Origin of the sequence: Bacillus sp. MM09(2025) (assembly GCF_050496725.1) — a bacterium.
Lineage (GTDB): Bacteria > Bacillota > Bacilli > Bacillales > Bacillaceae > Bacillus > Bacillus pumilus.
In genome coordinates, this window is the sequence record NZ_JBNWEN010000001.1 from 408,846 (window position 1) to 422,286 (window position 13,441).

At 41.4% G+C, this 13,441-nt stretch carries 14 protein-coding genes; all 14 read left to right on the forward strand.

Going from position 1 to position 13,441, the window contains the following annotated elements; translation table 11 throughout:
- The first annotated feature begins 56 nt into the window (after nucleotides 1–56).
- The 14 genes from ACQYAC_RS02125 (at nucleotide 57) to ACQYAC_RS02190 (ending at nucleotide 13,435) form a co-directional block, all read left to right on the forward strand.
- Nucleotides 57–1,286 carry an endo-1,4-beta-xylanase gene (locus tag ACQYAC_RS02125; RefSeq protein ID WP_429942626.1) on the forward strand — a complete coding sequence of 410 codons (1,230 nt, stop codon included), beginning with the start codon at nucleotides 57–59 and terminating at the stop codon, nucleotides 1,284–1,286.
- 18 nt (nucleotides 1,287–1,304) lie between these two features.
- A complete protein-coding gene (locus ACQYAC_RS02130) occupies nucleotides 1,305–2,438 on the forward strand; it encodes a glycoside hydrolase 5 family protein (RefSeq protein WP_429942627.1) in 1,134 nt (377 codons plus the stop codon).
- 238 nt (nucleotides 2,439–2,676) lie between these two features.
- Nucleotides 2,677–3,150, forward strand: a complete 474-nt coding sequence (gene rimP, locus ACQYAC_RS02135; RefSeq protein ID WP_003211398.1) for a ribosome maturation factor RimP — start codon at nucleotides 2,677–2,679, stop codon at nucleotides 3,148–3,150.
- A gap of 32 nt (nucleotides 3,151–3,182) precedes the next feature.
- Nucleotides 3,183–4,298 (forward strand): transcription termination factor NusA, encoded by a 1,116-nt coding sequence (nusA, locus tag ACQYAC_RS02140; protein ID WP_003211013.1) that lies wholly within the window; start codon nucleotides 3,183–3,185, stop codon nucleotides 4,296–4,298.
- Nucleotides 4,299–4,313: 15 nt separating this feature from the next.
- On the forward strand, nucleotides 4,314–4,604 hold the full coding sequence (gene rnpM / locus ACQYAC_RS02145) for an RNase P modulator RnpM (protein ID WP_058013969.1): 291 nt from the start codon (nucleotides 4,314–4,316) through the stop codon (nucleotides 4,602–4,604).
- Nucleotides 4,591–4,893 carry a YlxQ family RNA-binding protein gene (locus ACQYAC_RS02150; protein ID WP_034662287.1) on the forward strand — a complete coding sequence of 101 codons (303 nt, stop codon included), beginning with the start codon at nucleotides 4,591–4,593 and terminating at the stop codon, nucleotides 4,891–4,893. The genes rnpM and ACQYAC_RS02150 overlap by 14 nt, the downstream gene beginning before the upstream one ends.
- A gap of 19 nt (nucleotides 4,894–4,912) precedes the next feature.
- Nucleotides 4,913–7,033 (forward strand): translation initiation factor IF-2, encoded by a 2,121-nt coding sequence (gene infB / locus ACQYAC_RS02155; protein ID WP_169056529.1) that lies wholly within the window; start codon nucleotides 4,913–4,915, stop codon nucleotides 7,031–7,033.
- A complete protein-coding gene (locus ACQYAC_RS02160; RefSeq protein WP_012009994.1) occupies nucleotides 7,030–7,308 on the forward strand; it encodes a DUF503 domain-containing protein in 279 nt (92 codons plus the stop codon). The genes infB and ACQYAC_RS02160 overlap by 4 nt, the downstream gene beginning before the upstream one ends.
- Nucleotides 7,309–7,325: 17 nt before the next feature.
- On the forward strand, nucleotides 7,326–7,676 hold the full coding sequence (rbfA, locus tag ACQYAC_RS02165; protein WP_007499525.1) for a 30S ribosome-binding factor RbfA: 351 nt from the start codon (nucleotides 7,326–7,328) through the stop codon (nucleotides 7,674–7,676).
- Between the two features lie 68 nt (nucleotides 7,677–7,744).
- The gene (gene truB / locus ACQYAC_RS02170; RefSeq protein WP_429942628.1) at nucleotides 7,745–8,674 is read left to right on the forward strand and encodes a tRNA pseudouridine(55) synthase TruB; all 930 of its coding nucleotides are present in this window, start codon (nucleotides 7,745–7,747) and stop codon (nucleotides 8,672–8,674) included.
- Between the two features lie 18 nt (nucleotides 8,675–8,692).
- Nucleotides 8,693–9,658: a bifunctional riboflavin kinase/FAD synthetase gene (gene ribF, locus ACQYAC_RS02175; RefSeq protein ID WP_429942629.1), complete on the forward strand. Its 966-nt coding sequence runs from the start codon at nucleotides 8,693–8,695 to the stop codon at nucleotides 9,656–9,658.
- Between the two features lie 140 nt (nucleotides 9,659–9,798).
- Complete coding sequence (rpsO, locus tag ACQYAC_RS02180; protein ID WP_012009997.1) at nucleotides 9,799–10,068, forward strand: 30S ribosomal protein S15; 270 nt, start codon at nucleotides 9,799–9,801, stop codon at nucleotides 10,066–10,068.
- Between the two features lie 181 nt (nucleotides 10,069–10,249).
- Nucleotides 10,250–12,367 (forward strand): polyribonucleotide nucleotidyltransferase, encoded by a 2,118-nt coding sequence (pnp, locus tag ACQYAC_RS02185; protein WP_003211098.1) that lies wholly within the window; start codon nucleotides 10,250–10,252, stop codon nucleotides 12,365–12,367.
- A 174-nt stretch (nucleotides 12,368–12,541) separates the two neighbouring features.
- On the forward strand, nucleotides 12,542–13,435 hold the full coding sequence (locus ACQYAC_RS02190; RefSeq protein ID WP_429942781.1) for a polysaccharide deacetylase family protein: 894 nt from the start codon (nucleotides 12,542–12,544) through the stop codon (nucleotides 13,433–13,435).
- Nucleotides 13,436–13,441 lie beyond the last annotated feature (6 nt).

Genomic DNA, 13,441 nt, shown 5'->3' on the forward strand with positions numbered 1-13,441 from the left:
TGAGCCGGCAGTTTGATTAAGAAATATAAATCCAATGAAGATAGGGGGATTTTTACATGGTCAAAGAAAGAAGCTTTCTTCATCAATCATTCAACAAGGGCGAAAATGAGCAAATCAATCTGATGTGGAAAAAAGAGGCGAATGATCGAATCGCAGAGCATAGACAAAGAGACCTTGTGATAAACGTGACAAACGGCGATAAAAAGCCAATAGCAGGTATAGAGGTTGAAATTAAGCAAATCAGGCATGAATTCGCATTTGGTTCAGCAATGAATGACCAAGTGTTATTTAATCAACGATATGCTGATTTTTTCGTGAAGTATTTTAATTGGGGTGTTTTTGAAAATGAGGCAAAATGGTATGCGAATGAGCCACAAAGAGGGAAAATCACCTATGAAAAAGCAGATGCGATGCTGAATTTTGCAGATCGACATCAACTTCCAGTGAGGGGGCACGCTTTATTTTGGGAGGTAGAGGATGCGAATCCAAGCTGGCTGAGGTCACTGCCGAATCACGAAGTATATGAAGCCATGAAAAACCGGCTTGAGCATGCGGGCAATCATTTTAAGGGAAGATTCCGCCATTGGGATGTAAACAATGAAATGATGCACGGTTCATTTTTTAAAGATCGCTTTGGGAAAAATATTTGGAAGTGGATGTATGAAGAAACGAAAAAAATTGACCCGAAAGCACTTTTGTTTGTGAATGATTATAATGTGATCTCATATGGTGAGCACCATGCGTATAAAGCGCATATCAATGAACTGCGTCAGTTAGGCGCACCTATTGAGGCGATTGGGGTTCAAGGCCATTTTGAAGAACGGGTCGATCCAGTCATTGTCAAAGAGAGGCTCGATGTGCTTGCTGAGCTTGGTCTTCCTATATGGGTCACAGAGTATGACTCTGTTCACCCTGACGCTAATAGAAGAGCGGATAACCTAGAGGCTTTATATCGCGTCGCATTTAGTCATCCAGCCGTAAAAGGAGTGCTAATGTGGGGATTTTGGGCAGGTGCCCATTGGAGAGGTGAGCATGCGGCTATCGTGAATTATGATTGGTCTTTAAATGAAGCAGGACGACGTTATGAAAAACTTCTAAATGAGTGGACGACTCAAAGAGTTGAAACAACAGATGCTAATGGCCATGTGATATGTCCAGCATTTCATGGAACATATGAGATTCGAATCGGCAAAGAAAATAAAATGTTGAAACAGCAGACAATTGAACTTGATTCAAATGAACAAGCACCGCTTCAGCTAGATGTGATCGTACCAGAAGAAGGATAGATTGCGAGGAGAATGTAAATGAAAAAGTGGACTCAAAGAGTGTCCTGCTTCATACTTGTGGTCGCTATATGGGCCGGCTGGTTTTCACTTACGATTAAAGCCGCCGCTTACGTGCAGACATCTGGTACACAATTTACGCTGAACAATCAACCATTTTACTTTGCTGGTACAAATAATTACTATTTCCATTACAAATCTAAAAAGATGGTAGATGCAGTGTTCGATGATATGAAAGCAATGAATTTAAAGGTCATACGTATTTGGGGATTTCACGACGGAGCCCCTCAAGAAAACTCCGTTTTACAATCTAGTCCAGGGGTCTATGAAGAATCAGGTTTTCAAAAACTAGATTATGCGATTTATAAAGCAGGACAGGAAGGGATAAAGCTTGTCATTCCACTAGTGAACAATTGGGATGACTTTGGCGGGATGAATCAATACGTAAAGTGGTTCTGGGCAGGAACGCACGATGCCTTTTATACAGATCCTCGTATTCAACATGCTTACAAAAATTATGTGCGCTACGTATTAGAAAGAACCAATACGTATACAGGTGTTCAATATAAAGACGATCCAGCTATTATGACTTGGGAATTGGCCAATGAGCCGCGTGTGCAGTCAGATCCAACGGGAAATGTACTAGTCAAATGGGCAGATGAAATGAGTAAATGGATCAAATCGCTGGATCGTCACCATCTTGTTGCAGTAGGAGATGAAGGGTTCTTTCGCATACCAGCGCATGAAGATTGGTTGTACGGAGGCGGAGAAGGCGTCGATTGGGACCGTTTGACGGCTCTACCTAATATTGATTATGGAACCTATCACCTGTACCCAGATCATTGGAGCAAATCTGCTGCCTGGGGAGTGAAATGGATTGAAGACCATATCACCCGCGGGAAGTCAATCGGAAAACCGGTTGTGTTAGAGGAGTTTGGCTATCAAAATCAATCAGCACGTCCTGACGTATACGAAAGCTGGCTGTCAGCGATTGAGCGGCTCGGAGGGGCAGGCAGTCAATTTTGGATTTTAACAAGCATTCAGGACGATGATTCGCTCTATCCGGATTATGACGGTTTCCGCATCATAAAAGGTAGCAGGGAGGCAGCACTTATCAGTGAACATGCGAAAAGAATGAACGAAAAGAACCGATGACGAATGCCTGCAGAATAAGGAACTTCATTTGCATAAAAAAATTGGATATGGTATAGTTTTTATGGAAATGCTAACGATTACCGAGACAAGAGTGGGGAAACCCGCTCTTTTGTATTGAACAGGCAATTTTTGTCTCGACATTATTCATCCGTTTTCTGCTCCCCCTGCTCACATAAAGCAGGGTTTTTATGCAGAATGATTGATAAGAGCGTTTATCGAAAGCACAAGGAGGAAGAGAATGAGCAAAAAAGTAGTGGATGTCGTAAGCGAAATGGTGCAGCCAATTTTAGATGGCTTACAGCTTGAACTCGTTGATGTTGAATTTGTCAAAGAGGGTCAAAACTGGTTCCTTCGCGTGTTTATTGACTCTGATAAAGGCGTCGATATCGAAGAATGTGCCAAAGTGAGCGAAGCCTTGAGCGAAAAGCTTGATGAGGCAGATCCGATTAGCCAAAACTACTTTCTTGAAGTGTCCTCTCCTGGAGCGGAGCGCCCATTAAAGAAAAAAGCTGATTTTGAAAAAGCACTTGGAAAAAATGTTTTCATGAAAACATATGAACCAATTGATGGTGAAAAAGCATTTGAAGGTGAGCTTACAAGCTTTGATGGTGAGATTGCAACAGTGACAGTGAAGATCAAGACAAGAAAGAAAGAGATCAATATTCCATACGAAAAAATAGCTAACGCAAGATTAGCAGTTTCGTTCAATTAACCTTTTCATTGATATAAGGGGGAACCATAAAAATGAGTAGTGAGTTGTTAGATGCCCTGACTGTTCTCGAGAAAGAGAAGGGTATTAGTAAAGAAATTATTATTGAAGCGATAGAAGCTGCACTCATTTCTGCATATAAGCGTAACTTTAATCAAGCGCAAAATGTTCGTGTTGATTTAAACCGCGAAACGGGAACAATTCGCGTATTTGCAAGAAAAGATGTTGTCGATGAAGTGTATGATTCTCGCCTTGAAATCTCTGTAGATGATGCAGCCAATATGAACCCGAATTACATGGTAGGTGACGTCGTTGAAATTGAAGTCACGCCAAAAGATTTCGGACGCATTGCAGCTCAGACTGCGAAACAAGTGGTGACGCAGCGAGTGAGAGAAGCAGAGCGAGGTGTGATCTACACTGAGTTTATCGATCGCGAGGAAGACATTATGACGGGAATCGTTCAGCGAATTGACAGTAAATTCATTTACGTGTCACTTGGCAAAATCGAAGCCCTTCTTCCGGTCAACGAACAGATGCCAAATGAGGACTACAAACCACATGACCGCATTAAGGTGTTTATTACAAAAGTCGAAAAAACAACAAAAGGACCACAAATTTATGTGTCTAGAACACATCCAGGTCTTTTAAAGCGTTTATTTGAAATTGAAGTGCCAGAAATTTATGATGGTACTGTAGAGCTTAAGTCGGTTGCTAGAGAAGCTGGGGACCGTTCTAAAATCTCTGTTCGTACTGATGATCCTGATGTTGACCCAGTTGGTTCTTGTGTTGGACCAAAAGGTCAGCGTGTACAAGCAATTGTCAACGAGCTAAAAGGCGAAAAAATTGACATTGTCCATTGGTCTAATGACCCGGTTGAATTTGTTGCCAATGCATTAAGTCCATCAAAAGTACTTGATGTTATTGTGAATGAAGAAGATAAGGCGACAACAGTGATTGTCCCTGATTATCAGCTGTCGTTAGCGATTGGTAAAAGAGGTCAAAATGCTCGTCTTGCAGCAAAGCTGACTAGCTGGAAAATTGACATTAAAAGTGAAACAGATGCAAGGGAACTCGGTATTTTCCCAAGAACTGAAGACTCTGAATCTCTTTTCTTAGAGGCTGAACCAGTAGCTGAGGAATCTGACGAATAAGAGGTGATGTAAAAGGTGAATAGCCGAAAAAAAATCCCGCTTAGAAAATGTGTCGTGACGGGAGAAATGAAACCAAAGAAAGAACTGATCCGTGTTGTTCGTTCTAAAGAAGGTGAAGTGTCTGTTGACGCAACCGGAAAAAAGAACGGACGCGGAGCTTACCTTTCTCTCGATAAAGAAACCATTCTTGCGGCAAAGAACAAACGCAGTTTACAGCAGCAATTTCAGACACAGATTGACGAACACATATTTGAAGAATTACTAGAACTAGCTGAAAAGGTGAAAAAACCAAATGACTCAATCTGAATGGTATCCTTTGCTTGGTCTAGCAAATCGAGCTCGTAAAGTCGTGTCAGGAGAAGATCTTGTGATCAAAGAAATTAGACATGCGCGTGCTAAGCTGGTTCTTCTTGCAGCAGATGCCTCATCGAACACAGAGAAAAAGGTATCTGACAAATGCAAATTTTATAATGTTCCGGTTAGAAAAGTTGAAGACCGTTCCGTTCTCGGACGTTCTATTGGGAAAGAAGCTCGCGTAGTTGTCGCTGTCACTGACCAAGGCTTCGCAAAGAAGCTTATAAGCTTGCTCGATTAATTTATTTGGGGGTGAACGAATGGCTAAAGTGAGAGTATATGAATACGCAAAAGCCATAGATGTTTCAAGTAAAGATATTATAGCAGCGCTTAAGGATATGAACGTGGAAGTGAACAACCACATGGCGACGCTTGAAGACGACACTGTGAAAAAGCTAGACGCGATCTATAAAAAAGCCAAAGCAAAAGAGACAGCTAACGAGAAACCCGCAGAACAAAAAAAACAATCATCTAACAAAAACAATGATAGAAAGAAGAATGACGTGCAGAATAATCAATTTAATAAAAACAAAAAAAACAACAACCAAAACAAAAACAAAAATAAACGCGGTGGAAATAACAAATCGCAGCATCAACAAGCTAGACCTGTAAAACCTAAAAAAGAGCTTCCTGAAAAAATTGAATTTACAAATTCAATGACAGTCGGCCAGCTGGCTGAAGAGCTTGGAAAAGAAACAGCTGAAATTATCAAAAAGCTGATGATGCTTGGTGTTATGGCAACCATTAACCAAGAGCTGGATAAAGATACAGTTGAATTAATCGCTTCTGAATATGGTGTTCCAGTAGAGGAAGTCATTATTTTAGAAGAAACTGAACTTGAAAAGTATGAAGTTGAAGATAAAGAAGAAGATATGCAAGTACGCCCTCCAGTTGTGACGATCATGGGACACGTTGACCACGGGAAAACAACGCTTCTTGACAGCATTCGTAAGACGAAAGTCGTTGAAGGCGAAGCTGGTGGAATCACGCAGCATATCGGTGCATACCAAATTGAAGAAAACGGCAAGAAAATCACGTTCCTTGATACACCTGGACACGCAGCCTTTACAACGATGCGTGCACGTGGTGCTGAGGTAACGGATACAACCATTCTAGTCGTTGCAGCAGATGATGGCGTTATGCCGCAAACGGTTGAAGCGATTAACCATGCGAAAGCAGCAGAAGTGCCAATCATTGTTGCTGTCAATAAAATTGACAAACCAACAGCGAACCCTGACCGTGTGATGCAGGAATTAACGGAGCATGGTCTAGTACCAGAAGCTTGGGGCGGCGAAACAATCTTCGTTCCTCTATCTGCAAAAACAGGTGAAGGCATTGATGAGTTGATTGAAATGATCCTTCTTGTCAGCGAAGTTGGAGAACTGAAAGCCAACCCAAATCGTGCGGCAAAAGGGACTGTCATCGAGGCTGAGCTTGATAAAGGAAGAGGATCTGTTGCAACCCTTCTTGTTCAAACTGGTACACTTCATGTAGGTGACCCAATCGTTGTCGGAAATACATTTGGCCGTGTACGTGCAATGGTTAATGACATCGGACGCCGCGTGAAAACAGCAGGACCATCTACACCTGTTGAAATCACTGGTTTAAACGATGTACCGAATGCAGGGGATCAGTTCCTAGTGTTCAAAGATGAAAAAACAGCTCGTCAAGTAGGTGAGGCGCGTGCTTCGAAACAGCTTGATGAACAGCGTTCAGACAAAGCGAAATTATCTCTAGATGACCTATTTGAGCAAATCAAACAAGGTGAAGTGAAAGATATCAACTTGATCGTGAAAGCAGACGTACAAGGTTCTGCTGAAGCACTGACGGCTGCTCTTCAAAAAATTGAAGTAGAAGGCGTAAAAGTGAAAATCATCCATACGGGTGTTGGAGCGATTACAGAATCTGATATTATTTTAGCAAGTGCTTCTAATGCGATCGTGATCGGATTTAACGTACGTCCTGATGGAAATGCGAAGAGCACAGCTGAAACAGAAAACGTAGATATCCGCTTACACCGCATTATTTATAAAGTCATCGATGAAATTGAAGCGGCGATGAAAGGAATGCTTGACCCTGAATATGAAGAAAAAGTCATCGGTCAAGTTGAAGTTCGTCAAACGTTCAAAGTATCTAAAATCGGTACAATTGCTGGTGGTTATGTCACTGAAGGAACCATCACAAGAGATAGTGGTATCCGCTTAATTCGTGACGGCGTCGTTATTTTTGAAGGCGAAGTCGACGTATTAAAACGATTCAAAGATGACGTGAAAGAAGTTTCACAAGGCTATGAGTGTGGTATTACCATTAAGAAGTACAATGATATCCGTGAAGGTGATGTCATGGAATCATTCGTTATGCAAGAAATCGAAAGAAAATGATCGGTTATACCGAATGTGAGTGCATCATTTATGATGCCTCCTCACTGAAGGAAAAACGTGCGGTTCTTCAGCGTATACTGACAAGAACGCGCCATAAATTCAATGTAACCATGGCTGAAATGGATTACCAGGACACATGGCAGCGTACATCAATTGGAATCGCCGTAATTTCCTCATCCCGGGTTCAAGTGGAAAAGGAATTGCAGCGTGTTTTAAGCTTTATTGATTCTTTTCCTGAAATTGAACGAACGATCACGAAAACTGAGTGGTTTTAATTAGAGGTGATAAGATCATGAGTATGAGAGCAACCCGCGTGGGTGAGCAGATGAAAAAGGAATTAGGCGACATCCTAGGCAGAAAGCTAAAAGATCCAAGAATCGGCTTTTTGACTGTAACTGATGTCGAAGTATCCGGTGATTTGCAAATTGCGAAAGTTTACATTTCTGTTCTCGGTGACGAGAAAAAAAGAGAGGAAACCTTAAAAGGCCTTGCAAAGGCTAAAGGGTATATCCGTTCTGAAATTGGCAATCGAATTAGACTTCGCAAAACACCAGAACTGCACTTTGAATTCGATGAATCCGTGGATTACGGAAACCGAATTGAAAGCCTAATTGCTGAACTAAACACAAAAGATCACGAATAAGACGTTGAAATAAGGATAGGCGATGATCGTCTGTCCTTTTTCATCGTTTACGAAAGGAGAGAGCGCAGATGATAAATGGTGTTCTTTTATTACATAAAGAAAGAGGGATGACCTCTCACGACTGTGTGTTCAAAGTCAGAAAGATCCTGCATACAAAAAAAGTGGGACATACAGGTACCCTCGACCCCGAGGTATCAGGTGTTCTGCCCATTTGTATCGGAAGAGCAACGAAGATTGTCGAATACTTAACAGATAAATCAAAAACGTATGACGCAGAAATCACGATTGGTTTTTCTACAACAACAGAAGACCAAACAGGTGAGATCGTAGAAGAAGAAAAGGTGCAAAATCCCATCTCAGAAGAAGAAATTGATGCTGTGCTGAAACAGTTTCAAGGAACCATTGAACAAATTCCACCTATGTTTTCGGCAGTGAAAATTGGCGGGAAAAAGCTCTATGAATATGCAAGAGAAGGCATTGAAATTGAGCGACCGAGCCGTGAAATTACGATTCACCGTATCGAGCGGACAACACCTGCTTTATTTGAAAATGGAAAAGTATCATTTAGATTCACCGTTTTATGTTCAAAAGGAACATATGTCAGAACCTTAGCGGTTGATATTGGAAAGAAACTAGGATTCCCAGCTCATATGTCACACCTCATTCGCACAGGATCAGGTGATTTTACACTAGATGAGTGCATCACCCTTGATGAGCTGCGAGATATAAGCGAAGAAGGTACAGTAGATGAGCACCTTGTCCCGATCGAGCGTGCGCTCAATCATTTGCCGAAATGGGAGATAAATGATACATTAGCAAGTAAAGTGGAAAACGGTGCAGTCCTGCCAATGCCTGATGAATTCGCTCATTTCGCAGAGGAAGATCGTGTCGCTGTCTTTGCTCCTTCAGGCCGGTGTATGGCGATATATATGAAGCACCCGACCAAACAGAATCTAATGAAGCCGGCGAAGATCTTATCTCAGGACAAGCAATCTTAAAGAAAAGGTGACCATCTCGTGAAGACTATACATATTTCACACCCACATACATTGAATCAAAAGGATCAAGCCCCGTCTGTTATGGCTTTAGGGTATTTTGACGGTGTTCACCTCGGACATCAAAAAGTGATTGACGCAGCAAAAAGCATTGCGAGAAAAGAAGGTTTGGCTTTAGCAGTCATGACCTTTCATCCGCACCCATCACATGTTTTGCAAAAAGCACGTGAACCGAAGGACTTAATTACGCCGCTTGAGGATAAAATTGATTTCATCGAACAGCTGGGCGCTGACTATTTATACATTGTGCAGTTCAGCGAAAGCTTTGCAGCGCTATCGCCTCAAGAGTTTGTCGATCAATATTTAGATGAGCTGAATGTAAAGCATGCAGTAGCTGGTTTTGATTTTACGTTTGGTCGTTTTGGTGCAGGCACAATGGAAACCTTCGATGAGTACGGAAAAGGGCGTATTTCGGCCACCATCGTTCCTAAGTTGTCCAATCAAGACCGAAAAGTCAGCTCAACACTCATACGCTCTGCATTGAAAAATGGAGATGTTGAATATGTAAGTGAGCTTTTAGGTAAACCTTATCAGCTGCGCGGTATTGTCATTCATGGAGATAAGCGAGGACGGACGATCGGCTTTCCGACTGCCAATGTCGGTTTATCTGCTGAATATATCATTCCGCCAACAGGAGTTTATGCAGTAAGAGCAGAAGTGAAAGGCAAAGTGTATGACGGTGTTTGTAACATTGGCTATAAACCAACCTTTTATGAAAAACGCCCTGATCAGCCTGCTATTGAAGTAAACCTCTTTGATTTTAACGAAGAAATATATGGTGAGCCGATTAAATTACAGTGGTTCAAGCGCATTCGCAGTGAGCAAAAATTTAACGGAATCCAGGAGTTAACGGCTCAAATCAGTCAAGATAAAGAAGAAGCGATTCAGTTTTTTCAACATCAGCGAAAGCAAACAAAAAATTCATAGAAAAACAGCTCTACCATTTGCAAATTCAGCATATTTTTAGTATGATTATTCCTGTAGCTTTAAAACCACTTACTTGGCAGGCCGACTTCACCGACGGTTGCGAGGTAGATGGGGCTAACATGATTTGGAGGTGAAACAGGATGGCTATTACTCAAGAGCGTAAAACTCAATTAATTAGTGAGTTCAAAACACACGAATCTGATACTGGATCTCCAGAAGTTCAGATCGCTGTCCTAACAGAATCAATTAACAACTTGAACGAGCATTTACGTACTCATAAGAAAGATCACCACTCACGTCGCGGTCTTTTGAAAATGGTAGGTAGACGTCGTAATCTTCTTACGTATCTACGTAATAAAGACGTAACTCGTTACCGTGAGTTAATTAACAAACTAGGCTTACGTCGATAATCGTAAAAAGCGGGAGAATTCCCGCTTTTTTATCGTATAATCACTAATATTTTATGGTTAAAATGTTGAAAGAATGGCAAAAACCCTTCTACATACACCTTTCACATTGATATGTGAAAATCATTTTGTTCATAATAAGAATTAACTAAAATTTCAAGATAAGAGAGGAGTTTTTCTCAGAATGGGACAAGAGAAACATGTCTTCACCATAGACTGGGCTGGACGTCAACTGACAGTTGAAACTGGCCAGCTTGCAAAGCAAGCAAACGGAGCGGTCCTCGTACGCTACGGAGATACAGCTGTGCTTAGCTCAGCAACAGCTTCTAAAGAACCAAAACCACTTGATTTCTTCCCGCTTACTGTGAACTATGAAGAAAGATTATACGCAGTAGGTAAAATTCCTGGTGGCTTCATTAAAAGAGAAGGCCGTCCAAGTGAAAAAGCGATCCTTGCGAGCCGCTTAATTGATAGACCAATCCGTCCATTATTTGCAGATGGATTTAGAAACGAAGTACAAGTGATTAGTATCGTCATGAGTGTGGATCAAGATTGTTCATCTGAAATGGCTGCAATGTTTGGCTCATCATTAGCATTATGTGTGTCTGACATTCCATTTGAGGGACCAATCGCCGGCGTTACAGTAGGACGAGTTGATGGAAAGTTTATCATCAATCCCAATGTAGAACAGCTTGAACAAAGTGACATCAACCTTGTAGTCGCTGGAACAAAAGATGCGATCAACATGGTCGAAGCTGGTGCTGATGAAGTGCCAGAAGAAACAATGCTTGAAGCTATCATGTATGGCCACCAAGAGATCAAACGTTTAATCGAATTCCAAGAGGAAATTGTCAAGGCAGTCGGTAAAGCAAAGATCGATATTCCTTTATATGAAGTAGATCAAACGTTAGCAGACGAAGTAAAGGCACTTGCTGAAACAGACCTGCTGAAAGCGATTCAAGTACATGAGAAGCATGCACGTGAAGATGCAATCAGTGCTGTGAAAAAAGCTGTGGTTGAGAAATTTGAAGAAGAAGACCGCGACGAAGCGACAATTAAACAAGCGAAAGACGTATTAAACAAGCTTGTCAAAAATGAAGTTCGTCGTCTGATCACTGAAGAGAAAGTACGTCCAGATGGACGCGGTGTAGATCAAATCCGACCACTTTCTTCAGAAGTAGGACTTCTGCCAAGAACGCACGGTTCAGGTCTATTTACAAGAGGACAAACACAGGCGCTCAGTATTTGTACATTAGGTGCACTTGGCGATGTGCAAATTCTTGACGGTCTAGGCGTTGAAGAATCAAAACGCTTCATGCACCATTACAACTTCCCGCAATTTAGTGTTGGTGAGACAGGTCCAATGCGTGGTCCAGGCCGCCGTGAAATCGGACATGGAGCGCTAGGTGAACGGGCATTAGAACCAGTGATCCCATCTGAAAAAGATTTCCCTTATACGGTTCGCCTTGTGTCTGAGGTACTAGAATCAAACGGTTCTACTTCACAAGCAAGTATTTGCGCAAGCACACTTGCGATGATGGATGCAGGTGTTCCAATTAAAGCACCAGTTGCAGGCATTGCAATGGGACTTGTGAAATCTGGGGAATACTACACAGTGCTGACAGACATTCAAGGAATGGAAGATGCACTTGGAGATATGGACTTTAAAGTTGCAGGTACATCAAAAGGTGTAACAGCACTTCAAATGGATATCAAAATCGATGGTCTATCAAAAGACATTTTGGAAGAAGCTCTCCAACAAGCGAAAAAAGGAAGAATGGAAATCTTAGATAGCATGCTGTCAACGATTCCTGCTTCTAGAGGAGAATTGTCTCGTTATGCACCAAAAATCTTAACGATGAAAATTAATCCTGATAAAATTCGCGATGTCATTGGACCAAGCGGTAAACAAATTAACAAAATTATTGAAGATACCGGTGTGAAGATCGATATTGAACAAGATGGTACAATCTTTATCTCTTCTACAGAAGAAGACATGAACCAAAAAGCGAAGAAAATCATTGAAGATCTTGTGAGAGAAGTTGAAGTAGGACAACTTTACTTAGGTAAAGTAAAACGCATTGAAAAATTCGGTGCTTTCCTTGAAATCTTCAGCGGCAAAGATGGACTTGTTCATATTTCTGAGCTTGCGCTTGATCGTGTAGGCAAAGTAGAAGATGTCGTGAAAATTGGCGATGAATTACTTGTCAAAGTCACTGAAATCGATAAACAGGGCCGTGTGAACCTTTCTCGCAAAGCTGTTTTACGTGAAGAAAAGGAAAAAGAAGAAAAACAGTCTTAATGAAATATGTTAGAAGCCAGGTATCCGTACCAGGCTTCTTTCTTTTCTTGTGCTAACAATAGTTCTAGCTTGTTTCTCCCTATCATAATTTGTGGTAAAGGGGAGGGACAACCATTGAAAAAAACGTTACCGTTCATTGTGTTTGTATTTTTACTGCTCGTGTCATATCAAACGATGAAGCAGCCGGCCGCTGTTACATATATTGAATCAATGAAAGAGCATGCTGAGGTTGCATCTGTTTCAAAAGATATTTTATATCAAGAGATTGAATCGAAGTCTTCTGACTATGAAGTGAAGGCGCAAAATGCTAAGATTGATAAAGTGTGGAAAAAGATGCCTGGTCTAAATGGACAGACGGTCAATATCGATGCCTCTTATGAAAAAATGAAAAAACGAGGGTCATTTGATGAAAAGCTGCTTGTTTTCAATGAAACAAAACCTTCTATTCATTTACATGAACTTGGTGCTGAACCCATTTACAAGGGACATCCAGATAAAAAAATGACTGCTTTCCTCATCAACGTGGCTTGGGGTGACGAGCATTTAATCAAGATGTTAAAGACACTGGAAAAGCATCAGGTCAAGGCGACCTTTTTCTTAGAAGGCAAATGGGTGAAAAAAAGCACGGATCTTGCTAAAAAGATCGTGGCAGATGGTCATGAAATTGGAAACCATTCATACAATCACCCGGATATGCGCACACTGACAAGAGAACGAGCATTAGAGCAGATTACCAAAACGAATCGTCAAATTAAAGACTCCCTTGGAACAAAACCGAAATGGTTCGCCCCTCCAAGCGGCAGTTTCAAAGAAGAAACAGTGAAGCTGGCTGCAGAAGAAGGAATGGAAACCATTATGTGGACGGTAGACACCATTGACTGGCAAAAACCGTCACCAAACATACTACAAAAACGGGTGCTTGGGAAAATTCACAATGGGGCGATGATATTAATGCATCCAACAGATTCGACGGCGAAAAGTCTTGACGCACTTATCACTCAAATCAAGGAAAGAGGATATGAATTAGGAACGGTTTCTGACCTCCTAAGTGAAAAAAGACATCCGTGATTCGAT

What these genes read in the sequence shown, in the direction of transcription:
- ACQYAC_RS02125 (WP_429942626.1), top strand. Translation starts at nt 57, where the DNA reads ATGGTCAAAGAAAGAAGCTTTCTTCATCAATCATTCAACAAGGGCGAA.
- ACQYAC_RS02130 (WP_429942627.1), top strand. Translation starts at nt 1,305, where the DNA reads ATGAAAAAGTGGACTCAAAGAGTGTCCTGCTTCATACTTGTGGTCGCT.
- rimP (WP_003211398.1), top strand. Translation starts at nt 2,677, where the DNA reads ATGAGCAAAAAAGTAGTGGATGTCGTAAGCGAAATGGTGCAGCCAATT.
- nusA (WP_003211013.1), top strand. Translation starts at nt 3,183, where the DNA reads ATGAGTAGTGAGTTGTTAGATGCCCTGACTGTTCTCGAGAAAGAGAAG.
- ACQYAC_RS02150 (WP_034662287.1), top strand. Translation starts at nt 4,591, where the DNA reads ATGACTCAATCTGAATGGTATCCTTTGCTTGGTCTAGCAAATCGAGCT.
- infB (WP_169056529.1), top strand. Translation starts at nt 4,913, where the DNA reads ATGGCTAAAGTGAGAGTATATGAATACGCAAAAGCCATAGATGTTTCA.
- ACQYAC_RS02160 (WP_012009994.1), top strand. Translation starts at nt 7,030, where the DNA reads ATGATCGGTTATACCGAATGTGAGTGCATCATTTATGATGCCTCCTCA.
- rbfA (WP_007499525.1), top strand. Translation starts at nt 7,326, where the DNA reads ATGAGTATGAGAGCAACCCGCGTGGGTGAGCAGATGAAAAAGGAATTA.
- truB (WP_429942628.1), top strand. Translation starts at nt 7,745, where the DNA reads ATGATAAATGGTGTTCTTTTATTACATAAAGAAAGAGGGATGACCTCT.
- rpsO (WP_012009997.1), top strand. Translation starts at nt 9,799, where the DNA reads ATGGCTATTACTCAAGAGCGTAAAACTCAATTAATTAGTGAGTTCAAA.
- pnp (WP_003211098.1), top strand. Translation starts at nt 10,250, where the DNA reads ATGGGACAAGAGAAACATGTCTTCACCATAGACTGGGCTGGACGTCAA.
- ACQYAC_RS02190 (WP_429942781.1), top strand. Translation starts at nt 12,542, where the DNA reads ATGAAGCAGCCGGCCGCTGTTACATATATTGAATCAATGAAAGAGCAT.